Here is a 22867-nt window from a genome sequence, read left to right on the forward strand (position 1 = left end):
GGTCAGTGCTTGGGACCGGCCTGGTCTGCCAGCATGCGCAGGCCGCTGACCAGGCCACCGGCCAGATCGCCCTCCTTGAAGGAGGCGACCATGCTCATCACCGCGAGCTTGCAGCCGCGGTCGGCCAGCCGCCGGCCGGACTCCGCGCCGGTGACGATCTCCACCACGCGCTGCCCTGGCGACACCGCGACCAGCACCGCGTTGGCGGCCTTGGCGCCGAGACTGCCGTGCAACTCCTGGGCGCGGGCGTGGATGTCCTCGCCCAGGTCGCCGAGGTAAATGCTGAAGTCCAGGCCGGAGCTGCGGCTGGACAGGGTCAGCGCCTCGTCCAGGGTGGCCAGCTGGACCGGGCTGAACGGCAGCTTCGGGCCTGCGTCGCTGACGTGCCGGGCCGAGGACACCCGGCCGTGCGGCATCAGGACCTCACCGATGGCCAGGTCCTTGGGGTCGACGCGAGGCGCGAGTTCACCAGTTGCCACGGGCACCTCCCCGAGCGGTACCGGCGGCCGCAGCCGCCTCGTTGTCGTGCGCCGCGGGAGCGGCGGAGGTGGTCAGGCCTGCGGGGTTGGCACTCCACCACACTGGCTCGTGGGGCCACTCCTGGCCGGGCCGGTAGCGCTGGCCCCGGCTGGAGTCAGGCCACATCGTCAGCAGGGTGATCCCGAGGTACAACGCCAACGGGATCCCCGCGAAGACGAGGATGGTCTCCAGGACGGTCACGGCGGCAACTGTAGATGGTGGCTGTCGGCCCCGCTGGCAGTGGTCCCCGTGCCGCCGTTTGGGGGGATTCGCCAGGTTTCGGCCGGAGGCCGCGGAAGGTAACCCGGAAGTGTGACCGGCACCTCCCCGACGCCCCGATGCCACTCGACCGGCCGAGCCTGCTGGGCCAATCGGCCCCGGTCCGAACAGCGGCAAATGGCGGCCGCTTTGGCGGCTTGTCTGCGGCGAGCCAGGCTTCTACTTTTCACCTATCCGGGTCTTGTGCACGCAGACTCTTCCACGCAGAGCAGCATCCCACCGATGGGAGACGCCAACATGTCGGATATCAAGACTCTCGAACAGAGCAACGACCACACCCTTTCGGGGAAGCGGTCACTCATCCGCAATGCAGGCGTGCGCATCAGCAACTTTGATGGCGTCCGGATCAGCGGAGCCACCGGGGTACGCATCAGCGCCGTTGATGACGTTTGCGCCTCCGGTCACGCAGGGGTGCGGATCAGCTCGCGCCAGGGTGTCCGGATCAGCTCGATGGACACGGTGCGTGACGGTGTGCGCATCAGCGGCGCCGATCGCGGGGTGCGGATCAGCGGGGCCGATCGCGGCGTGCGGATCTCGGCGCGGGACGGCGTGCGGATCAGCGGCGAGGCGGCCGGGGTCCGGATCAGTGCGGCCGGGCGCGGGGTGCGGATCTCCGCCCGCGACGGCGTCCGGATCAGCGGCGAGGCCGGGGTGCGGATCAGCGGTCAGGCGGGCGTGCGGATCAGCGGCGAAGCCGGGGTCCGCATCAGCGGCAAGTCAGGCGTGCGCATCAGCGACCAGGCCGGGGTCCGCATCAGCGGCGAGGCCGGAGTCCGGATCAGCGGCGAGGCCGGAGTCCGGATCTCCGCGCGGGACGGCGTGCGCATCTCGGCCAGGGACGGCGTCCGCATCAGCGGCGAAGCCGGCGTGCGGATCAGCGCCGCCGAGCGCGGGGTGCGGATCAGCGGCGCCGACCGGGGCGTGCGGATCTCGGCGCGCGACGGCGTCCGGATCAGTGGACAGCACGGAGTGCGGATCTCCGGACACGCCGGAGTCCGCATCAGCGCTCGCGATGGGGTGCGGATCAGCGCCCAGGCAGCCCTGGCGGCCTGATCAGGCCGCGGGCTCCCCGAGGTAGGGCAGCCACTGCGGGTCCGCGTCGGGCACACCGGCCAGCAACCGCCAGTGCTGCCCACGCGGGGTGCGCGGCACCACCCGCAGCCGCCAGCCCAGCTCACTGAGCAGCTTGTCGGCCTTGCGGTGGTTGCAGCGGGCGCAGCAGGCGACCGTGTTCTCCCACGTGTGCTGGCCGCCCTTGCTGCGCGGCACCACGTGGTCGATGGTCTCGGCCCGCCCGGCGCAGTACGCGCAGCGGAACCGGTCGCGGTGCATCAGCGCGGCGCGGGTCAGCGGGATCCGGCCACGGTAGGGAACCCGGACAAACGTGCTCAACCGGATCACCGACGGGACTGCCACGACCTCGCTGGCGGAGTGAACCTGCAGGCCAGCGGCGTCTCCGTGCACGATTTCCGCTTTGCCGCAGACAAGAAGTACGATCGCTCGGCGCACCGGGAGAGCCGTCAGCGGCTCGAAGGTGGCATTCAGCAACAACACACGGCGTCGGCCCCATCCAGGGGTCGTCTCGCTAGGGGCCGCCCGTTCCTGCGCAGGTACAGGAACGCACGCGGCCAAGGCCGGCGGGATACCGTTCGAGGACGAACGGACCCGCGGCGTCTGCCCACCGGCTATGCCGATGGGAGTCGGTTGTCGGTCGGGCACGCGACCACCTCCACCGGATCACACGTAGTCGACCACATAATGCGCTGTTCGCGCACCTGTGATCTGTAACGTGTCGGGCAGGCTCGCCCGAATCTACGGTGAACGAGCGGCTAACCAGTGGAGTGACAACCGCGCATCGGTAGGGTTCCGATCGTGAGCCAGCACTCGTCCACCCCCCGTTTCTACCCGCCCGCCGAGCGCCTCGACCTGGTCGACGAGCTGCACGGACATCGGGTGCCGGACCCCTACCGCTGGCTGGAAGACGCCGCCGACCCGCGCACCCGGGAGTGGTCGGCCGCCCAGGACGCACTCGTCGCCCCGGTGCTCTCCGAACTCCCCGGCCGGGAGGCGGTGGCCGGCCGGATCGGCACCCTGCTGCAGTCAGGTTCGGTATCCGCTCCGTTCTGGCGCAACGGCCGCGCCTTCTTCACCCGCCGCCTGCCCGGCCAGGAGCACTCGGTGCTGCACGTCCGCGACGCCGACGGCGAGCGCGCGCTGATCGACGTGGCCACGCTGGACCCCTCCGGCCTGACCACCCTGGACTACTGGGTGCCCAGCCTGGAGGGTGACAAACTCGCCTACCTGCTCTCCAGCGGCGGCGACGAGGAATCCCAGCTGCACGTGGTCGACGTGGCCACCGGCGCGCTGCTGGACGGTCCGATCGACCGCGCCCGCAACTCCCCGATCGCCTGGCTGCCCGGCGGCCAGGAACTGTTCTACGTCCGCCGCCTGGCCCCCGGCGAGGTGCCCGAGGGCGAGGAGCTGTTCCACCGGCGGGTGTGGCGGCACCGGCTGGGCGCGGACCCGGCCGCCGACGAGCTGGTGCACGGCGAGGGCCTGGACAAGACCAACTACTACGGCGTGCGGCTCTCCGCCGACGGCCGCTGGCTGGTGGTCGACGCCACCCCTGGCACCGCGCCCAAGGAGTCGGTGTGGATCGCCGACCTGGCCGGTGACGGCAAGCTGCGCCAGATCGTGGACGAGGTGGACAGCGCCTACTGCACCGCCTGGGTCGAACGCGACGGCAGGCTGTATCTGCTGACCACGGTGGACGCCCCGCGCTGGCGGCTGTGCGTGGCCGATCCGGCCGAGCCGGGGCGGCAGCACTGGCGGGAACTGGTCGCCGAGGACCCGGGTTCGGTGCTGGAGACCGTCCGCTGGCTGGACGGCACGCTCGCGGTGCTGCGCAGTCGGCACGCGGTCTCCGAGATCCACCTGCACGACCCAGCCGACGGCAGCCACCTGACCCAGATCCCGTTGCCCGGCATCGGATCTGTCAACGGACTGTCCACTGTAGACAGTCTCACCACGACGGACGCGGACACGCTGTGGATCGGCTGGACCGACTTCGTCACCCCGCCCAGCGTGCACCGGCACATCCGCTCCACCGGCGTCACCGAGCTGCTGGCGGCGGCGCCCGGCGCGGTCGAGGTGCCCGCGGTGCACACCCGGCAGCTCGCCTACACCTCCGCCGACGGCACCACCGTGCACATGTTCGTGCTCTCCCCCAGCGCCGAACCGGACCGGCCCCGCCCCACCCTGCTCGGCGGCTACGGCGGCTTCTCGATCAGCTACTCCCCGTCCTACAGCGCCTCCGCACTGGCCTGGGTGGAGGCGGGCGGCGTGTACGCGCTGGCCTCCCTGCGCGGCGGCGGCGAGGAAGGCGAGTCCTGGCACCAGGGCGGCATGCGGGCGAACAAGCAGAACACCTTCGACGACTTCCACGCCGCCGCCGAACACCTCATCGACCAGGGCTGGACCACCAGCCCGCAACTGGCCATCCAGGGCGGCTCCAACGGCGGCCTGCTGATGGGCGCGGCCATCACCCAGCGCCCCGAGCTGTACCGCGCCGTGGTCTGCTCCGCCCCCCTGCTGGACATGGTCCGCTACGAGGAATTCCTGATCGGCCGGATCTGGAAGGACGAGTACGGCACCGCGGCCGAGCCGGACGAACTGGCCTGGCTGCTCGCCTACTCCCCGTACCACCACGTCAACCCCGGCGTGACCTACCCGGCGGTCCTGTTCACCGTGTTCGAGTCCGACTCCCGCGTCGATCCCTGCCACGCCCGCAAGATGTGCGCCGCCCTGCAATCGGCCACCGCGGCCGACCCGGCCACCCACCCGATCCTGTTCCGCCGCGAAACCGACGTGGGCCACAGCACCCGCTCCATCTCCCGCACCATCACCCTCACCGCCGACACCCTGTCCTTCCTGGCCAACGCCACGGGCCTGACCTTCGACGGCGATCGGTGAGGCCGCCGCGCAGGAGGGCTACCAGCCGCTGGGCGGGACGCCTGGCCGACCGGGTTGCAGAGATGGTGATCTCGACGATCCGCTCCGGAGCGTGACCCACTCCACTCCCGCGTCATGATCGCCATCTCGCTGCGTCACCACCGTTGACGGACTGTGTTCAACCGGGGACACAGTCCACAAACGAGGGTCGGGAACCTGTGGGAACCCGCCCTGCGATGTCGGCGTCAAACGATACGATGCGAGACGGCATCGAGCGCAGTAACTGGGAGGGTGTGACATGCCGCCACGGGATCCGGATGCGGATATCTCGCCAGAGCAGGCGAGGCTGAACCAGCACTACGCGACCGACTACTCGGCCGCGAAGACTGGCGGCAAGTTCAAGGTCGACAAGGCACACGCGCAGAAGGCCATTAGCGGCCTTGAGCTGGCGATCGAAGAACTCAAGAAGATCAACCAAGAGGCCGAGCGTCTGAAGCTGACTGCTGGACCTGGCCGGGATCCGTACAGCGCAGTCGCGGCCGAGAAGATCAACGACCGCGCAGTCACCGGCGACGGCTGCCACGCCACTGCCAACAAGAAGTACCGCGAGGCTCTGGAAGCCATGGTCGCCAACCTCAACGCGATCATGAAGGGCTACGCGGACGCCGAGGACATGAACCGCCAACTCGGAGGCAAGACCCAGTGAACCGCGTCGCCCTCAGCACGCTCGTTGTTGCCGCCCTGGCCCTGGTCGCAGGATGCTCTGGTGGATCGAACACACCGAGCACCAGCGCGCAGCCGCCGAGCAGTGGCGCCGCGACCAGCACCAGCTCGGCCGGTCTCGCGCCGCCGATCACCCAGCCCAAGCTGGACAAGGCGGCGCAGTACGCGCCCAAGCCCTGCGAACTGCTCACCTCGGCGCAGTACGGCACCGTCCGGGTCAGCAAACCGGGCAAAGAGGGCGACAGCGTGCTCGGCAAGGAATGCTCCTGGACCACCGCACAGAACCCGAACACCAGCTTGAACGGCCTGTTCAGCGTCGCGCTGAGCACCAAGGCCGACGCGGGCCTCAACGCTCTCTACGAGAAGAAGAGCACCTACGCGGCCTTCGAGGCGGCCACCGTTGCCGGGTACCCCTCGGTGCACGCCAACAGCGGTGTCCCCTTCGGACAGGGCGACTGCTTCGGATACACGGCTGTGAGCGACGCGGTGACAATCAGCGTCGGGGTGCAGATCAGTGACAAGGCGGCCGCCGAGTACAAGAACGCGTGTGGCCTGGCGGACAAGGTCGCGGAAATGGTGATCTCGACTATCAAGGGGGGTAGCTAGTCATGGCTCCTGATCCCTCGTGCATGCCCCGTCCCAACGCCTTCGACGGGAAGACGATCTACGAGTTCTTCCACAAGGACGCCAAGGGCGCCGAGGCCACCACGGACCCGAACTACGAGGCCTGGCAGAAGCTCGGCGACCGCTACCTCACCGTCCGGGACATGGTCGAGAAGGCACTGGCCGACGGCAAGGTGGCCTGGGAAGGTCAGGCCGCCGACCAGGCGCAGCTTGTTGCCTCGCCGCTGGCTGCCTGGGCAGGCGCCGCCAAGACCGTCTGCACCGAAACCGCCTACAAGGTCGCCTCGCAGAGTGGGGACTTCCGGACCGTCAAGGACAAGGTCGAGCTGCCGCCGGACCCGGGTTCGGAGCCCTGGCTCAACGGCGCGGCGTTCTGGGAGACCGACTACGACGAGGCCAAGCGGGTTCAGGGCGAGAAGACCAACGCGAACCAGCAGGCTCTGCTGGAGTACAAGGCGCAGAGCGAGACCAACACCACGAACATGCCGCAGTTCATCCCGCCGCCGCCGGTGACCCCGGAGACGAGCACGGGCAACCCGAACGAGGTTGATCCCGGCAAGCGGGACCCGAACAGCAACGTCGGGCGCATCGGCGGTGGGGATCGCAACGGCAGCGGCACGCCGAACATGCCGAATCTGCCGCCGCCCGGCTCGGACGGGCGGCCGCCCGGTGGCAACGACCAGCTCGACCCGAGCTGGAACAAGCCGCCGGTGGAGCCGCCGAAGCTGCCGCCGTTCACCCCTCCTCCTGGGCCGACTCCGCCTCCTGGGCCGCCGAACCCGCCGATGCCGCCGCCCATCGGTGGCTGGCCGCCGGGGCAGCAGGGGCCCAACACCGGGCCTGGTCGTGGGCCTGGGGGTGGCGGTACGCCGCCGCGGATGCCGGGGATGCCCGGTGGTGGTAGTGGCCGTGGTGGTGGCGGTGGCGGTGCCGGCGGGTTTGGGCCGCGGGGCGGCGGGTTCGGTCCCAGTGGGGGCGGATTCGGGCCTGGTGGGTCCGGTGGAGTCGGTGCTGACGGGCACGGGCCCGGTGGTGGGCGCGGTGGCGCCGCCGGCGGGGCTGGTGGCCGGGGTGGCATGGGCGCCGGTGGCGGTATGGGCGGCGCCGGGGCCAAGGGCGATGAGGACAAGGAACACAAGCGGCCCAGCTACCTGGTCGAGTCCGATGACATCTGGGGCGACAACACGCTGGTCGCGCCGCCGGTCATCGGTGAGACGCCGCCCGGGTACCGCTGACGCTGAACTAGGAAGAAGCCGTGCTGAGAGCCAGAGTCACCATCTCACTGCCCGCCTACGACGTGGTGTGGGAGAGCGAGAACCTGCAGGACAAGCACCCGACCCTGGGCATCCCCTCCTACGGGGAGACCTACCAGGACCGGCTTGACGTGCAACGGCGAGCCTGGCAGGAGCTGGAGGGGCTGGGCCTGGCCCGTGGCGGGCGGGCCCACCCCGACCTGGTGGACACCTTCCACATGCTCGAACGGCCGCAGCGGGAGTTCTACGGCTGGTACAGCGTGCCCGGTGGCGGCGAGCAGCGGGCCGCGCTCGCCGCCGCCTCCGGGGACGAGTCGGTGCTGGCCGAGATCCTGGAGGAGAAGCTGGTGCTGACCCCGGTGCGGCCGACCGGGCTGGTCGACGCGCTGGTCTCGGCGCTGCCGGACAAGCCGGCCGCGCGCGGGCAGTCGTTCAACTTCCCGGCCGAGACCTTCGGTGGCGGGGACGGCGGCGGCCGGGGCGGTGGGCGGCATTCGCGGCCCGCGGAGGACGAGGGCGGGTTCATGATGTCCTCGCGCAACAGCGGCGGGGCCAGCCCGCAGCGGCTCAAGGAACTCATGGACAAGCCGCGCACCGGTGGCGGTCAGCTGTTCGTGGCCGCCAGGGACCGGCTCGGCTCGCGCAAGCGCGCCGAGAGTCCGCTCACATTCATCGACAACGTCGACGGGCGCTACCTCGGGCAGAAGATGCGAGGTCCGGACGGTAGTCAGTGGGTCATCGTGGCCCCGGCGGACCGGCGCACACTGGCCCAGAAACTCACCGAGATGGCCGCCTCGGTCACCGCTCGCTGAGACCGCTCCGTAACATGGCACCGTGCCGAACGTTGTCACCCAAGTTAGTGACATGACCGCCCAGTTGTCCGCGCGTGAACCACAGGAGTGGCTGTTCAGCTCGGCCGAGTGGCTGGCGAACAACCAGTGGATCATCACCAAGCCCATCAAGATCATTTTGGTCATGGTGGGCGCGTTCCTGCTGCGCTACCTGCTCCGGCGGATGATCGACAAGCTGACGACGAACTCCAGCGCCGGGCGGGTGCCGGTGCTGCTGCGGCCGCTCAAGGAGCGGGCGCCGGAGGCGATCAAGGCGGCGGCCGGGCCGTTGCTGTCCGAACGGCGGGCGCAGCGGGCCAGGACCATCGGCTCGATACTGAAGTCGATCACCTCGATCCTGGTCTTCGGCATCGCGTTCCTGATGATCCTGGAAACGCTGACCATCGACATCACGCCGATCATCGCCTCGGCCGGCGTGCTGGGCGTGGCCATCGGTTTCGGCGCGCAGAACCTGATCAAGGACTTCCTGTCCGGCATCTTCATGATGCTGGAGGACCAGTACGGCGTGGGTGACGTGGTCGACCTCGGGCCCGCCACCGGCACCATCGAGACGGTGGGGCTGCGGGTCACCACGCTGCGGGATGTCAACGGCACGGTCTGGTACGTGCGCAACGGCGAGGTGCTGCGGGTGGGCAACTCCAGCCAGGGCTTCGCGGTCGCGGTGGTCGACTTCCCGGTGGCGCACAACGTGGACGCGGCCAGGGCCACCGAACTGATGGCCGAGGTGGTCACCGACGCGGCGACCAAGACGCCGCTGCTGGAGGACGTGCTGGAGCCGCCGGAGGTGCTCGGCGTGGAGAAGGTCACCGCGGACACGGTGACCCTGCGGATGACGGTCAAGGTCCGCCCCGGCCGCCAGTGGGCGGTGCAGCGGGCACTGCGGGCCAAGATCATGGCCGCCTACGACGAGGCGGGCATCGAACCGCCTTACCCGAACGGGCGACCCAACGGACCCGAGGCGCCGCCTGCCCCGGAGAAACCCAAGAGCTGAGGCAACGGGGAGAATGGCTGCCATGGGCACTCCGGAGACCTTCTACGACCTCGTCGGCGGCGAGGACACCTTCCACCGCATCGTGGGTCGCTTCTACGCCGAGGTCGCCAAGGACGAGGTGCTGCGCCCGATGTACCCGGAGCAGGACCTCGGCCCGGCCGAGGAGCGGCTGCGGCTGTTCCTGATGCAGTACTGGGGCGGCCCGCACACCTACTCCGAGCAGCGCGGGCACCCTCGGCTGCGGATGCGGCACGTGCCGTTCACCATCGGGCCGATCGAACGGGACGCCTGGCTGCGCTGCATGCGGGTCGCGGTTGACGAGGCCGGGCTGGACCAGGAACGCCGTGACCAGCTGTGGGCGTACATGGAGATGGCCGCTAACAGCTTGGTCAACTCCTGGGTGTGATCCAGACCGCGAAAGTCGGGAAACTCACGGATCACCCAACCGGGCCTTGAATGTCGGACCCGGATGGCAGGATGAACCATCGTGCGACGATCGCCCGAGGTGGACCCCGACATCGCCGGGGGCAGTGTTGATCCTGCCGCCGCGCCGCCCTGGTGGCGGGACTCCGTCTTCTACCAGGTCTACGTCCGGTCCTTCGCGGACTCCGACGGCGACGGAGTGGGTGATCTGGAGGGCATCCGGTCCCGGCTCGGCTACCTCGAACTACTCGGCGTCGACGCGCTCTGGCTGACCCCGTTCTACCGCTCCCCCATGGCCGACCACGGCTACGACGTGGCCGACGCGCGCGATGTGGACCCGCTCTTCGGCGACCTCGCCGCCTTCGACCGGCTCATCGCCGACGCGCACGCGCAGAACATCAAGGTCACCGTCGACCTGGTGCCCAACCACAGCAGCGACCAGCACGACTGGTTCCAGGCCGCGCTGGTGGCCGGTCCTGGCAGCCCGGAGCGGGAGCGCTACCTCTTCCGCGAGGGCCGCGGCCCGGACGGCTCTGAGCCGCCGAACAACTGGCCGAGCATCTTCGGCGGACCGGCCTGGACCAGGGTCGAGGACGGCCAGTGGTACCTGCACCTGTTCGCCCCGGAACAGCCCGATCTGAACTGGCAGCACCCCGAGGTCTGGGCCGATCTGGAGCAGACCCTGCGGTTCTGGCTGGATCGCGGCGTGGACGGGTTCCGCATCGACGTCGCGCACGGCATGGCCAAGCCCGCCGGGCTGCCGGACATGAACCCCGAGGACATGCCCGGCCCGCACCTGCTCTTCGACAACAACCGCGATCCGCGTTTCGACAACGACGGCGTGCACGACATCCACCGCATGATCCGCAAGGTGATGGACGAGTACCCGGGCCGGATGGCCGTCGGCGAGATCTGGGTGCAGGACGACGAGCGGATGTCCCGCTACGTCCGCCCGGACGAGCTGCACCTGGGCTTCAACTTCCGGCTGGTGGAGACCGACTTCGACGCCGACGCCATCCGCGGCGCCATCGACCACTCGCTGGCCGCGGTGCGCGAGGTGGGCGCGCTGCCCACCTGGACGCTGTCCAACCACGACGTCGTCCGGCACGTCACCCGCTACGGCGGCGGCGAACTGGGCGTCAAGCGGGCGCGGGCGATGACCCTGGTCGAACTGGCGCTGCCCGGCGTGGTCTACCTCTACAACGGCGAGGAACTGGGCCTGCCCAACGTGGAGCTGCCGGACTGGGCGCTGCAGGACCCGTCCTGGGAACGCTCCGGGCACACCGAACGGGGCCGGGACGGCTGCCGGGTACCGATGCCCTGGGAGGGCGAGCACCCGCCGTTCGGCTTCTCCCCCGGCGACAACACCTGGCTGCCGATGCCGCCGGAGTGGGCCGCGCTGACGGTGGAGGCCCAGCTGGAGGACCCCGGCTCGATGCTCTCGCTGTACCGGCAGGCCCTGGAACTGCGCAAGAGCCACGAAGCGCTGCGCGGTGACGAGGTCGAGTGGTACGGCGCGCCGGCTGGCTGTTTCGCCTTCCGCCGCAAGCCCGGCGGGCTGATCTGCGCGCTCAACACCTCCGGCGCGCTGGTCCCGCTGCCGCCCGGCGAAGTGCTGCTGAGCAGCGGTCCGCTCGAAGGCGAGCACCTGCCGCCGGACACCGCGGCCTGGCTGGTCTGAGTTGCCGGGAAACCCGGTCGACGTGGGTCGGCCGGGTGCCGCAGGATCGGCGGCGATGAACACTGGACGCGCCGCCCTGCTGGTACTGGCCGCCGCGGTGCTGTTCGGCACCACCGGCACCGCCCAGGCCCTCGGACCCACCGGCCTGGACCCGCTGACCGTCGGCTCGGCCAGGGTGGTGCTGGCCGGGGCGGTCCTGCTCGGGCTGGCCGCCCTGCGCGGCGCGTTCCGGAACGTGCCGAGGGCGTCCTGGCCACTGGTGCTCATCGGCGCGGTGGGGGTGGCGGTCTACCAGGTCGGATTCTTCTCCGGGGTGTCCCTGGCCGGGGTCGCGGTCGGCACCATCACCGCGCTCGGCTCCTGCCCCGTGTGGACCGGGCTGGTGCAGTGGCTGGTCACCGGACAACGACCCGGCGGCACCTGGCTGGCCGCGACCGGGCTCGCGGTGGCCGGGGTGGGCACGCTGGTGCTCTCCAGTCCCGGCGCCGGCGCCGGCGGCAGCGGTTCGGACGCGGTGCTGGGCGCGGTGCTCGCGCTGGCGGCCGGACTGGGCTACGCGATCTACACCGTGTGCGCGGCCAAGATGATCTCCGCCGGGCAGCGCTCGGACGGGACGATGGGACTGCTTTTCGCCGCCGGTGGACTCGCGCTGCTGCCGGTGCTGCTGTGGCGCTGGCCCGGCGGGCTGGACGGCGGCGATCCGGCCTGGCTGTCCGGGCTGGGGGTGATCGGCTACCTGGTGCTGGTGCCGACGGTGCTGGCCTACCTGCTCTTCGGCGTCGGACTGCGGGTGCTGCCCGCGGCGAACGTGGCCACGCTCAACCTGGCCGAGCCGGTGGTGGCCGCACTGCTGGGTGTGCTGGTGCTGGGCGAGCCGTTCACCGGCGGCGGGGTGCTGGGCGCGCTGCTGGTGCTGGCCGGGCTGGGCCTGCTCGCGTTGCCGGGTAAGGAAAAGCGGCGGGAGCCGGTGGCCCCCGCCGCCTGAGCACTCAGACCAGCAGCGGCAGCAGGGCGTGCCTGCGCCGGACCACCGCGCCGAAGCGGGCGTCGATGCGCATCCAGGCGTCCGTCGCGGTCACCTTCACCACGTCGTCGGCCGGGCCGCCGGTGAGGAAACCCATGCCGGACAAGGCGAACAGCGCGCGCAGCGGCACCTTCACGTCCAGCCCGCTGCCGGAGACCGTCAACACGGTCTGGTCCAGCAGCGAGGCGGGCGGGGTGCCGGTCGGGCCGGTGTTCTCCTTGGCCAGCTCCACTCCCCGGTCGGCCAGCTCGCTGATCACCGCGACCGGCAGCAGGTCCACGTGCAGCCAGCCGATGGCGGGCGGCAGCGCGGACCGCCACAGCATGTCCCTCGGCGGCCCGGGATCGACCCGTTCACCGCCGACCACGGCCAGCGCGGTGAGCAGCTCGCTGCCGGTCACCGTGACATCCGAGGGCTGGATCGAGCCCTGGATGGACCGGGTGGCCAGCACGTCGAACGGGGTGCCTGCCCAGGCGTCCAGCAGCCCGCCCTCGCGTTCCTTCAGCCGCACCGCAACCTGCTGGTCCAGTCGTACCGCCCTGGCCACGAACGCGCCGAGATCGTCCCGCTCCACCGGATCGGGCACGTGCAACTCAGCCAACACTCTCCCCCGCCTGGTAACCGGCGAGGAACTCCCGCTCGGCTCCACTCAATCGTCGTGGTCGTTGTGCGGACACGTCGAAGGGGACCAGCGTGGTCCGCGCCGTCACCGCGACCGGGTCCCCTGCGCTCGCGCCCGTGTGCAGAGTGTGCCGCACCACGAAGCTGGCGTGCCGCAGGTTCTCGATGCTCACCTCGGCGTAGACCTCGCCGCCGGTGTAGCGCAGCTGGCCCTTGTAGTCGACCTCCAGCCGGGAGAGCACCAAGCCGTTGGACAGCTCGGCGAACCCGAGCCGCGCTGCCTGCACGAACAGCAGCCCGGCTCGGGCCTCCTCCAGCAGGGTGACCACGGCAGCGTGGTTGACATGGTGGAACACGTCCATGTCAGCCCAGCGCGGCCGCACCTGCGTGATGTAGACGGGCATCAGCGGACGATACTGCGCACCCGGCGAGCCACCACCGACAGCGTCGGCAGATCCAGCTTGCCGACCTCCTTGATCTCCTGCAGCGCGGCGCGGGCGCGGGTCAGCCTGGAGACGTTGGCCTGCTCCCACTTCTCGATCTTCACCGCGACGCTGTCGTCCACGTCGCTGGTGCGCAGCACATCCAGGGTGATCTCCCGCAGCGAGGCGTAGAGGTCGTCCCGCAGGGCCAGCCGGGCCAGCGCGTGCCAGCGGTTGCCGCGTTCCAGCGCGCTCACCGAGGTGAGCATCCGGTCCACGTCCAGGTGCTCCGACATCGCGAAGTACAGCTCGGCGGCCTCCCGCTGGCTGTGCTCGCCGACCACGTTGTCCCGCTCGGCCAGCTCGGCCACCTCGGTGACATCGAGCAGGCAGTAGGTGTGCAGCAGCGAGGCGATCCGCCTGGCCAGCTCCACCGGCACGCCGTCGGCGACCAGCTTCTCCGCGTGCTCGACCACCTGTTCGCGTTCCCGCCCGCGCAGCAGCTCGACGGTGTCCGGGCCGACCTCGCCGAGCAGGTCCTGGAAGCGGGCGATCTCCGCGCCCACCGCCAGTGGCTGCGGCCGGTTGGACAGCAGCCAGCGGCAGGCCCGGTCCAGCAGCCGCCTGGCCTCCAGGATCATCGCGTCGGCCACCGCGGTGGGCACCACGTTGTCCAGCTCGTCGATGGCCCGCCACAGCGAGGGCAGGTCGAAGACCTTGGTCACGATGGCGAAGGCACGCACCGCGTCGGTGGCGCTGGCGTTGAGTTCCTCGGTCAGCCGGAAGGCGAAGGACACGCCGCCGCCGTCCACGACCTCGTTGACCAGCAGCGTGGTGGTGATCTCCCGGTGCAGCGGGTGCCGGGGGATAGCCTCGCCGAAGCGCTCCCGCAGCGCGGACGGGAAGTACTCGGGCAGCCGCCTGGCGAACGCGCCGGACTCGGGCAGGTCGCTGGCCAGCACCTCGTCCTTGAGCGCGAGCTTGACGTGCGCCAGCAGCGTGGCCAGTTCCGGCGAGGTCAGCCCCTGGCCGCTGGACTCCAGGGCCTTGAACTGCTCGCGGCTGGGCAGCGCCTCCAGGGTACGGTCCAGACCGGTGCGCTTCTCCAGGGCGGCGACCAGCCGGGCGTGCACGGACAGCATCGGCGCGGCGTGCGCGCGGCTGATGCCGAGCACGGCGTTCTGCCGGTAGTTGTCCGCCAGCACCAGCTCGGCGACCTCGTCGGTCATCTCGGCCAGCAGCTCGTCTCGCTGCACGCCGTCCAGCCTGCCGTCGGCGACCAGCCGGTCCAGCAGGATCTTGATGTTGACCTCGTGGTCGGAGCAGTCCACGCCCGCGGAGTTGTCCAGCGCGTCGGTGTTGACCTTGCCGCCGGCCCTGGCGAACTCGATCCGGCCGAGCTGGGTCAGGCCCAGGTTGCCGCCCTCGCCGACCACCTTGACCCGCAACGCCTTGCCGTCCACCCGCAGCGCGTCGTTGGCCTTGTCGCCGACCTCGGCGTGCGATTCGGTGGAGGCCTTGACGTAGGTGCCGATGCCGCCGTTCCACAGCAGGTCCACCTGCGCGAGCAGGATGGCCTTCATCAGCTCGGCCGGGGACAGCTTCGCGATGCCCTCCGGCAGCCCCAGCGCCGCGGCCACCTGCGGGGAGATCGGGATCGACTTGGCGCTGCGCGGGAAGACCCCGCCGCCCTCGCTGATCTTGGCCCGGTCGTAGTCGTCCCAGGAGGAGCGGGGCAGCGCGAACAGCCTGCCGCGCTCGGCGAAACCACTGGCCGCGTCCGGCGCCGGGTCCAGGAAGATGTGCCGGTGGTCGAAGGCGGCCACCAGCCGGATGTGCTCGGAGAGCAGCATGCCGTTGCCGAAGACGTCGCCGGACATGTCGCCGACGCCGACCACGGTGAACTCCTCGGTCTGGGTGTCCAGCCCCAGCTCGCGGAAGTACCGTTTCACGCTCTCCCAGGCGCCGCGGGCGGTGATGCCCATGGCCTTGTGGTCATAGCCGACCGAACCGCCGGAGGCGAAGGCGTCACCCAGCCAGAAGCCGTAGTCCTTGGCCACGCCGTTGGCGATGTCGGAGAAGGTCGCGGTGCCCTTGTCCGCGGCGACCACCAGGTAGGTGTCGTCGCCGTCGTGCCGCACCACCTGGTCGGCCGGGATCACGGTGCTGCCGTCCGGGCCCGCCTGCAGGTTGTCAGTCAGGTCGAGCAGGCCGGAGATGAACATCCGGTAGCAGGCGATGCCCTCGGCCCAGAACGCCTCGCGGTCCAGTCCGGCGTCCCCGGTGGACTTGGGCGGCTGCTTGACCACGAAGCCGCCCTTGGCGCCGACTGGCACGATCACCGCGTTCTTCACCGCCTGCGCCTTGACCAGGCCCAGCACCTCGGTGCGGAAGTCCTCTCGCCGGTCGGACCAGCGCAGGCCACCGCGGGCCACCGGGCCGAAGCGCAGGTGCACGCCCTCGATCCGGGGCGAGTACACGAAGATCTCGAACCGCGGCCGCGGCTCGGGCAGGTCCGGGATGGACCTGGGCTCCAGCTTGAAGGCCACGTAGGAGCGCGGCTGGCCCTCGGCGTCCCGCCAGAAGTAGTTGGTGCGCAGGGTGGCGTTGATCAGGGTGAGGAAGCTGCGCAGGATGCGGTCCGCGTCCAGGCTGGTGACCTCGTCGATCCGGGCGGCCAGTTCGGTGCGCAGGTTGTCCGTCCGCACCTTCCTGGTCTCCGCCGAGACGGCCGGGTCGAACCGGGCCTCGAACAGCCGGACCAGCGCGGTGGCCACCTCGGTGTGCGCCAGGACGGCGTCCTCGATGTAGTCCTGGCTGTAGGGGGTGCGGGCCTGGCGCAGGTACTTGGCGTAGGCGCGCAGCAGCGCGGCCTGCCGCCAGGTCAGCCCGGCGCGCAGCACCAGCTGGTTGAAGCCGTCCACCTCGGCCTGCCCGCGCCAGGCGGCGGCGAAGGCCTCCTGGAAGCGGGTGCGCACGGTGTCCAGGTCCTCGGTGGCGATCCGCTCCAGCACCGCGGGCTCCAGCCGCAGGCCGAAGTCGAAGATCCAGCACTGGGCGCCGTCCTCGCGGCGGATCTCATACGGCCGCTCGTCGACGACCTCCACACCCATCCGCTGCAGCATCGGCAGCACCTGGGAGAGGGTGACCCGGCGGCCGCACAGGTACAGCTTGAACCGGCGCTCGCCCGGCTCGGCGTGCTCGGGCACGTAGAAGGAGAGCGCGGACTGCCCCTCCTGGTCCTGCAGGCCCTGCAGCCTGCGCAGGTCGGCCAGGCCCTCCTCGGCGGAGAAGTCCTCCTTGTAGGCCTCCGGGAAGGCCAGCGAGTATCGCTGCCCCAGCTCGTTGACCGACTCCGAGCCCGCCTGCACCACCGCTCCGGTGGCCTCGAACTGGGCCTGCCGTTCGGCCAGCACCGCGTCCACCATCAGGTCGTCCCAGCTGCGCACCGCGTCGGTGAGCTGCTGCTGGATCCGGGTGGTGTCCGGCACCGAGTCCACCGCCGGGTCGGTGTGCACCATGAAGTGCACCCTGGCCAGCTGGGACTCGCCGATCCGCGCGCTGTACTCCAGCGAGGTGCCGGACAGCTCGGCCAGCAGCACCTCCTGCATGGCCAGCCGCGAGGTCGTGGTGTAGCGGTCGCGCGGCAGGTAGACCAGGCAGGAGTAGAAGCGGCGGTACGGGTCCCGGCGCAGGAACAGCCGCAGCTTGCGGCGTTCGGCCAGCGCCAGCACCTTGGTGACGGTGTCGTAGAGCGCGTCGGTGTCGATGGAGAACAGCTCGGTGCGCGGGTAGTTCTGGATCTCCTCCAGCATCCGCTGCCCGGAGTAGGACTCCAGCGGGAACCCGGCGCGCCGGATGACCTCGCGCACCCGGTTCTCGATGACCGGGATCTCCAGCACGTTGTCGTGCAGCGCGATGGTGGTCAGCACACCGAGGAAGCGGTGCTCGCCGGTGACCTGGCCGTCCGCGCCGAAGGTCTTCACACCCACGTAGTACGGGTAGACCGAGCGGTGCACGGTGGAGGGCGCGGAGGCCTGGGTGAGCACCAGCAGCTCGGGCGCCAGCGCCTGCGCCGCGGAGTCGGGACCCGCGGTCAGGCTGCGCGCGGCCAGGCTGTCCTGGCGCAGCACGCCGAGGCCGGAGGCGAGCACCGCGCGCAGTGCCGGGTCGCCGTCGGGGGTGTCCCGGACCAGCTCGTAGTGCCGGTAGCCGAGGAAGGTGAAGTGGCCGTCGGCCAGCCAGCGCAGCAACGCGGCGCCGTCGGCGACCTCGGAGCCCGGCAGCGGCGGCGGGGTGCTGCTCAGCTCCTCGGCGAGCTGGATGGCGGTGCCGCTCATCTTGTCGGTGTCCTCGACGACCTCGCGGACGTCGTTGAGCACCGAGAGCAGCCGCTGCTCCAGCTCACGGGCCCGGTCCGGGTCGGTGATGAGGTCGACTTCCAGGTACATCCAGGACTCGGCCAGCGCCTCGGCGGGCGGGTTGGCCGGATCGGCGTCGGTGAGCACCTCGTGCAGCCCACCGGCGACGTCCCTGCGCACCACGACGATGGGGTGCACCACCCGCTGGGCCTGCACGCCACCACGGGACAGCTCGGCGGCCACCGAGTCGACCAGGTAGGGCATGTCGTCGGTGACGATCTGCACCACGGTCGCCGGGCAGCTCCAGCCATCGGCCCCGGCGCTGGGGTTGAGCACCCGGATCGCGGGCCTGCCCGGCACCCGGGCTGCGGCGAGTTCGTAGTGCGAGCGAACGGTCCCGGCGAGCACGGCAGGCTGGTCGTCGGTGACCTCCTCCGCGGGCGCGTGGCGGTAGTAGAGCCGGATGAGGTCGCCGATCTCCGGCGCGGTCGCGGCTGCGCGTGCCAGCAGCTCGTCGCGGACCTGTTCGGGGCTGGCCTGCACTTCGGGGGTGGGGTCAGCGGGGGTGGTGGTCTCGGTACGTGACGGTGCGGCGCCCAACGGTGCTCCGGTCGGTTTCAGGTGCGGCTTGCTCCACAGCTCCCCGGCACCTCGGTGTGCCGGGACCAGGTTCACCCTACGACTCCAGTTCGCTTCCCGTGGGGGCAGGGAGTCTCGGAAAGGGCGCTGGCCAGCAAGGGAATCGGTAACCGAAACGATCAAGCGTCCACCTGGTGGTGAGGTGTGACTGAGATCGCGTCACTTTGGTGCCGTCCGCCTCACCCGAAGGACGGATCCCGATTCGGCGGCGTCCACGCCTGCTCCCGCGGCACGTCGACCACCCGGGGCTGCGGTTCGGTCGGGTCCTCGACCTCCGGATACCGCGGCGGCTCGGGCAGCAACGCCGCGTTCGCGGTCGCGTCCATAGCCCTGGCATACCCGAACGGATCCGGATCAGGCGCCGCGAACGGATCGGGTTCCCCGGTGATCTGGGGACCACACCGGCCGGTGAAGGGACCGTCGTCCGCCGCCGCCGCCGAGGGCTGGATGGGCGAGTGGAAGCCGCTGACCTCGGCGGACCGGGGTTCGGCGCGGTGGAAGGTCACCTCGTTGCGGAGCAGGTCGGCCGGGTTCATCGGCTCGACGACGACCACCGGTGGGTAGACCGGGTCGGCGGGGACGATGGGATGGGCGGGCGCGGGCGGGTCGTAGGAGAAGTCGGCCGGACCGGGCGGGGTGCCGTGGTCGGGCTCGGCGGGGTGCGGGGCGTCCCGGTCGTAGGCGGACTCGGCCGGGTTCTGGCCGTAGCGGGGTTCCACCGGGGGCGCCGGGTCGTGGCCGTAGCCGGATTCCACGGGATGGGCGGAGTTTTCGGTGTATGCGGGGTAGCCGGTGGGGTCCGCGGAGTAGCCCGGTTCCGCCGGATGCGCGGGCTCCGGCGTGGCCGGCTGGTAGCCGGGGGCCGGTACGCCGTCGACGGTGAAGCCGTGGCTGTGCTCGGCTGCCGGGGGCTCGGTGTCCGCCGGTGCGGGGCTCGGGTCGGCGTAGTCGGTCTCGGGGTCCTCGCGGCGGCCGGTCTCGTAGGCGGCGAGAGCCTCGGCGAGCAGTTCGGCGAGCTTGGCGTCACCGCGGGAGCGACGTTCGAGCTGGTCGGTGTGGTGGGTGTCGTTTGGGTGGGTCTCGGTGTGCTGGGTGTCGGTGTGCTGGAGGTCGGTCCAGGCCGGGGGCTGCGGGGTGGGTTCGAGGTCCCGGGGGGCGAGGTCCGGATGCGGCTGGGTGGCCTCGGGCTGAGCGGGCTCCGGCCGGGCGGACTCGCGCGGCGCGAGATCCGGGTGCCGGGCCTCCGGCTGCGCGAACTCGTGGTGCGCGGCGGGCTGGTGGTCCGGCTCGTGGTGTGTGGCGGGCCGGTGCTCCAGGTCCTGGTGCGCGACGGGCTCGTGCTCCAGTGCGTGGTGCGTGACCGGCTCGCGCTCTGGAGCATGGTGTGCGGCGGGCCCGTGCTCTGGGACGTGATGTGCGGCAGGCCCGGGTTCCGCGGCGTGGTGGGCCACCGGTCCGGGTTCCGGTGTGTGGTGCGTGACCGGCTCGTGGTCTGGGGTGTGGTGCGCGACGGGCCGGGCTTCCGGGGCTTCGGCCGGCCGGGGCGGCGGGGGCAGCGCGGGTTCGTAACCGCCGCCGGATTCGGTGTCCCGCAACGCCTGCGACCAGTCGAAGTCCAACGCTTCCGCCAGCGAGGACCTGCGCCGGACCCGCGGCTCCGGAGCGGGCGCCGGTTCCTCGCTGACCGGCGGCTCCACGGCCACCGGCTCGGGCTCGGGCTCGACGGCCACCGGTTCGGGCGCCGGTTCCGGCTCGGGTGCGGACACCGGCTCTTCGACGGGGACCGCGGGCTGGGCCTGGTAGTCAGCGGTGGCCGCCCGCACGGACGCGAAGTCCGCGGGCGGCACGACCGGTTCCGCGACGACCGGCCGCAGCCCGGTTAACGAGGCCGCGTCCAGTTCCGGCGGCCGGGGCGTCTGGTCGGTGATGATCGGCTGCGGCGCGGTCGGCGCCTCGAAGAACAACGGCTGCTCGGACTGCCCGAGCGGCACCGGCTCGGACGGCGGCAGGGCGGCGAACCGGGCTTCGCGCTCGGGGGCGGCGCGGCGGCCGGTGGCTTCGGCGGAGGGCTGCTCGGTTGCCGGGTGGGGCGGGGCGGGGAACTCGCCGGTGGTGGCAGTGGCGGCGGGGTTCGTGGGGGTGAAGTCGGTCGGCGCGTTCACCCGGGGGCCGGGGGCCGGGTAGCCGGTGACCGGGCTCGGGGTGTCGGACCCGGTGGGTCCGGCCGGGCGGTGGCCGGAGGTCGCGTTCGAAGGCTCGAAATCGGGGGCTTCGGCCGAGCGACGGGCGGGGGCGGACAGCTCGAACTCGCCGCTCTCGGCCGCGCGGCGACCGGAGGGTGCGCTCGGCGCCTCGAACTCGCCAGTCTCGGCGGAGCGGCGGGAGGGGGTCGCGCTCGGCATCTCGAATTCGCCGGTCTCGCTGGTGCGGCGACCGGGGTTCGGGTTCGGCGTCGCGAACTCGCCGGTCTCCGTGGTGCGGCGGGCGGCGGGCCGGCTTGGCGTTGCGAACTCGCCAGTCTCGGCCGCGCGGCGGCCGGAGGGTGGGCTGAGCGGCTCGAACTCGCCGGTGCCTGCTGAGTGGTGATTGGCGGTGGTGCTGGGTGCGGGCTGGGCGGCGGGGGTGCGGGTTGCCGGGGCCTCGAAGTCGGAGGGCCGGGGCGCGGTGAACTCGCCGGTCGCGGTCGCACGGTGGGGAGTGGGGGCCGGGGAGTCGAACTCGGTGGGTGGCGTCGCGTGGTGGCCGGGGTTCGGGGGGGCGAAGCCGGAGCTGGGGGTTGGGGGGTGGGTGGTGAAGGTGGGGTGCGGGGTGTCCGCGTTGGTGGTGTTCGCGCGGCGGGCGGCCCGGGATTCGCTGGGGGGCGGGAGGTCCGTGGCGCGGAAGCGGGGTGGGGTGGTGGCGTGTTTGGCTCTGGCCAGGGCGCGGTCGGCCTCGGTGATGAGGACGTCGGCGCGGGTGCCCGGCCGGTGCTGGGCGACGCCGGTGTTGACCGTGACGGGCAGGGCCGGGGACAGGCCGGCCACCTCGGTGCGGAGCTGCTCGGCCCAGCGCTGGGCCTGGTCCTGGGTGGCGCCGGGGAGCAGGACCGCCAGTTCCTCGCCACCGACCCTGGCCACCGCGGCCTGCTGGGGGGCGGTGTCGCGGACCCGGTCGGCCACGGTGCGCAGCAGCTGCTCGCTGACGTGGTGGGGGGCGGTGTCGTCGAGTTTGCCGACGTCGAACAGGACCAGGGCCAGGGCGTGGCCCGGGTCGCCGCCGTTGACCACGTCGTCCAGTCTGCGGCGGAAGCCGCTCTGGTTGAGCAGGCCGGTCAGGTCGTCGATCTCGGCGGCGGTGCGGCGCAGCATGGGGACCGCGCCGCGCGGGGTGTCGCGGCGGACCCTGCCCCGGCGGAGCATCGCGGTGACCTGTTCGCGCAGGCCCGCCGCTGTCTCACCCTGGAGCTGGGGCACCGGGATCTGTTCGATCAGGGCGACCCGGACCCGGTGCACGGCGCGCTGCCGGCGGCGTTCGGCGGCATAGGCCGTGCGCAGGCAGGACAGCGCGTCCGCGTAGTCGCCGCCCATCTCGTGCACGTGCGAGAGCGCGGTGAGGCTTTCAGCCAGCAGGGGTTCCAGGCCGTGCCGCTGGGCTGAGTCGGCGGTGGCGCCGAGGAGTTCGGCCGCGGTGTCCGGTTGGCCGGAGGGCAGGTAGTGCCGGGTGGCCAGGGCCAGCCGGATCCAGCCGGCACTGGAGGCCACCGGGGCGCGGACCGGCTGGTCGAGCAGGTCGTGGGCGGCCGAGCGCGCCTCGCCGGGGCGGTTGGAGTCCAGCAGGGCGCAGACCAGTTGCAGGATCAGGCGGGCGCGGGCGTGCCCGCTGTCCGCGGCCGGGTCGGCGAGCTGGTCCAGCAGGGCCAGGCCTTCCCTGGCCGCGTGCACCGCGGCGGGCAGGTCGCCCCAGCGGCGGTGGTGGGCCGAGGCCACCGAGTGCAGCAGGCCGCGCAGCACCAGCACGACGTCCGGCTCCAGGTCCGGGTCCTCGCCGTAGAGCTGGTCGGCCTCGGCCAGTGCCTCGGCCAGCTCCGGCACGCTGCCCAGGTGGGCCAGGCAGTCCACCAGCTGGACCATGGCCGCCGCGCGCAGGCTCCGGGGCGCCGTGCCCGCCTCCAGTACGGGGCGGAGCACGGCGAAACCGGTCAGTGGCGCGCCGACCACCCTGGCCGCGTTGGCCAGTTCGACCCGCAGCCGCCAGGCCAGTTCGGTCTCGTCCAGGGCCTCGGCGGCCCGGAGCGAGGCCACCGCGCGTTCGGCGACGACCACCCCCTGGCCGAGACGGTTGAGCGCGAACAGCGTCAGCGTCTCGGCCCGGAGGCGGGTGTGCTCGTCACCGTCGGCGACGGCCAGCTCGGCGGCCCGTTCGCTGAGCAGCCTGCTCAGCTCCGGCGCACGCCAACGAAGCTGCCAGGCCGAGACGACGAGTGTCCCAGCCTTGCCGTTCTTCGCCCGCTCTGCGCCCAAGGCCGC

The 22867-nt window shown here is 71.6% G+C and carries 17 protein-coding genes; 10 read left to right on the forward strand and 7 right to left on the reverse strand.

Annotated features, from left to right (window positions below; genetic code table 11):
• Positions 1 to 2: 2 nt before the first annotated feature.
• Together ACTOWY_RS04400 and ctaJ are read right to left on the reverse strand one after the other, a co-directional pair.
• Entirely contained in the window at positions 3 to 479 is a 477-nt protein-coding gene (locus ACTOWY_RS04400) for a DUF5130 family protein (RefSeq protein WP_441308298.1), read from the reverse strand.
• Entirely contained in the window at positions 466 to 720 is a 255-nt protein-coding gene (ctaJ, locus tag ACTOWY_RS04405; RefSeq protein WP_185002102.1) for an aa3-type cytochrome oxidase subunit CtaJ, read from the reverse strand. Before ctaJ ends, ACTOWY_RS04400 begins: the two co-directional genes overlap by 14 nt.
• Before the next feature lie 528 nt (positions 721 to 1248).
• On the opposite strand from ctaJ, the gene ACTOWY_RS04410 reads away from it, so the two are divergent.
• Positions 1249 to 1851: an autotransporter outer membrane beta-barrel domain-containing protein gene (locus tag ACTOWY_RS04410; RefSeq protein ID WP_441308299.1), complete on the forward strand. Its 603-nt coding sequence runs from the start codon at positions 1249 to 1251 to the stop codon at positions 1849 to 1851.
• Here ACTOWY_RS04410 and ACTOWY_RS04415 read toward each other — a convergent pair whose 3' ends face one another.
• Positions 1852 to 2517 carry an HNH endonuclease gene (locus ACTOWY_RS04415; protein ID WP_374205791.1) on the reverse strand — a complete coding sequence of 222 codons (666 nt, stop codon included), beginning with the start codon at positions 2515 to 2517 and terminating at the stop codon, positions 1852 to 1854.
• Between the two features lie 153 nt (positions 2518 to 2670).
• On the opposite strand from ACTOWY_RS04415, the gene ACTOWY_RS04420 reads away from it, so the two are divergent.
• The 9 genes from ACTOWY_RS04420 (at position 2671) to ACTOWY_RS04460 (ending at position 12280) form a co-directional block, all read left to right on the forward strand.
• On the forward strand, positions 2671 to 4770 hold the full coding sequence (locus ACTOWY_RS04420; protein ID WP_441308300.1) for a prolyl oligopeptidase family serine peptidase: 2100 nt from the start codon (positions 2671 to 2673) through the stop codon (positions 4768 to 4770).
• 277 nt (positions 4771 to 5047) lie between these two features.
• The gene (locus ACTOWY_RS04425; RefSeq protein WP_441308301.1) at positions 5048 to 5455 is read left to right on the forward strand and encodes a hypothetical protein; all 408 of its coding nucleotides are present in this window, start codon (positions 5048 to 5050) and stop codon (positions 5453 to 5455) included.
• Complete coding sequence (locus ACTOWY_RS04430; RefSeq protein ID WP_441308302.1) at positions 5452 to 6078, forward strand: DUF3558 family protein; 627 nt, start codon at positions 5452 to 5454, stop codon at positions 6076 to 6078. The genes ACTOWY_RS04425 and ACTOWY_RS04430 overlap by 4 nt, the downstream gene beginning before the upstream one ends.
• 23 nt (positions 6079 to 6101) lie before the next feature.
• A complete protein-coding gene (locus ACTOWY_RS04435; RefSeq protein ID WP_441308303.1) occupies positions 6102 to 7331 on the forward strand; it encodes a hypothetical protein in 1230 nt (409 codons plus the stop codon).
• 20 nt (positions 7332 to 7351) lie between these two features.
• On the forward strand, positions 7352 to 8161 hold the full coding sequence (locus ACTOWY_RS04440) for an ESX secretion-associated protein EspG (protein WP_441308304.1): 810 nt from the start codon (positions 7352 to 7354) through the stop codon (positions 8159 to 8161).
• 52 nt (positions 8162 to 8213) lie between these two features.
• A complete protein-coding gene (locus ACTOWY_RS04445; RefSeq protein ID WP_441308305.1) occupies positions 8214 to 9191 on the forward strand; it encodes a mechanosensitive ion channel family protein in 978 nt (325 codons plus the stop codon).
• Between the two features lie 22 nt (positions 9192 to 9213).
• Complete coding sequence (locus ACTOWY_RS04450; protein ID WP_441308306.1) at positions 9214 to 9597, forward strand: globin; 384 nt, start codon at positions 9214 to 9216, stop codon at positions 9595 to 9597.
• A gap of 99 nt (positions 9598 to 9696) precedes the next feature.
• On the forward strand, positions 9697 to 11295 hold the full coding sequence (locus tag ACTOWY_RS04455) for a glycoside hydrolase family 13 protein (RefSeq protein WP_441308394.1): 1599 nt from the start codon (positions 9697 to 9699) through the stop codon (positions 11293 to 11295).
• A gap of 55 nt (positions 11296 to 11350) precedes the next feature.
• Positions 11351 to 12280, forward strand: a complete 930-nt coding sequence (locus ACTOWY_RS04460) for a DMT family transporter (RefSeq protein WP_441308307.1) — start codon at positions 11351 to 11353, stop codon at positions 12278 to 12280.
• A gap of 4 nt (positions 12281 to 12284) precedes the next feature.
• On the opposite strand, the gene ACTOWY_RS04465 is transcribed toward ACTOWY_RS04460, so the two are convergent.
• The 4 genes from ACTOWY_RS04465 to ACTOWY_RS04480 form a co-directional block, all read right to left on the reverse strand.
• Entirely contained in the window at positions 12285 to 12920 is a 636-nt protein-coding gene (locus ACTOWY_RS04465; RefSeq protein WP_441308308.1) for a hypothetical protein, read from the reverse strand.
• Positions 12913 to 13344 carry an acyl-CoA thioesterase gene (locus ACTOWY_RS04470; RefSeq protein WP_441308309.1) on the reverse strand — a complete coding sequence of 144 codons (432 nt, stop codon included), beginning with the start codon at positions 13342 to 13344 and terminating at the stop codon, positions 12913 to 12915. The genes ACTOWY_RS04465 and ACTOWY_RS04470 overlap by 8 nt, the downstream gene beginning before the upstream one ends.
• On the reverse strand, positions 13344 to 18266 hold the full coding sequence (locus ACTOWY_RS04475) for an NAD-glutamate dehydrogenase (RefSeq protein WP_441308395.1): 4923 nt from the start codon (positions 18264 to 18266) through the stop codon (positions 13344 to 13346). The genes ACTOWY_RS04470 and ACTOWY_RS04475 overlap by 1 nt, the downstream gene beginning before the upstream one ends.
• A gap of 275 nt (positions 18267 to 18541) precedes the next feature.
• Positions 18542 to 22861: a diguanylate cyclase domain-containing protein gene (locus ACTOWY_RS04480; protein WP_441308310.1), complete on the reverse strand. Its 4320-nt coding sequence runs from the start codon at positions 22859 to 22861 to the stop codon at positions 18542 to 18544.
• Between the last annotated feature and the right edge of the window lie 6 nt (positions 22862 to 22867).

Source organism: Crossiella sp. CA198, from assembly GCF_052078295.1.
Classification (GTDB): Bacteria; Actinomycetota; Actinomycetes; order Mycobacteriales; family Pseudonocardiaceae; genus Crossiella.

Excerpts from the sequence above, each read along its gene's own strand:
- ACTOWY_RS04450 (WP_441308306.1), top strand. The coding sequence starts at position 9,214 with ATGGGCACTCCGGAGACCTTCTACGACCTCGTCGGCGGCGAGGACACC.
- ACTOWY_RS04470 (WP_441308309.1), bottom strand. The coding sequence starts at position 13,344 with ATGCCCGTCTACATCACGCAGGTGCGGCCGCGCTGGGCTGACATGGAC.
- ACTOWY_RS04460 (WP_441308307.1), top strand. The coding sequence starts at position 11,351 with ATGAACACTGGACGCGCCGCCCTGCTGGTACTGGCCGCCGCGGTGCTG.
- ACTOWY_RS04435 (WP_441308303.1), top strand. The coding sequence starts at position 6,102 with ATGCCCCGTCCCAACGCCTTCGACGGGAAGACGATCTACGAGTTCTTC.
- ACTOWY_RS04425 (WP_441308301.1), top strand. The coding sequence starts at position 5,048 with ATGCCGCCACGGGATCCGGATGCGGATATCTCGCCAGAGCAGGCGAGG.
- ACTOWY_RS04445 (WP_441308305.1), top strand. The coding sequence starts at position 8,214 with ATGACCGCCCAGTTGTCCGCGCGTGAACCACAGGAGTGGCTGTTCAGC.
- ACTOWY_RS04410 (WP_441308299.1), top strand. The coding sequence starts at position 1,249 with ATGGACACGGTGCGTGACGGTGTGCGCATCAGCGGCGCCGATCGCGGG.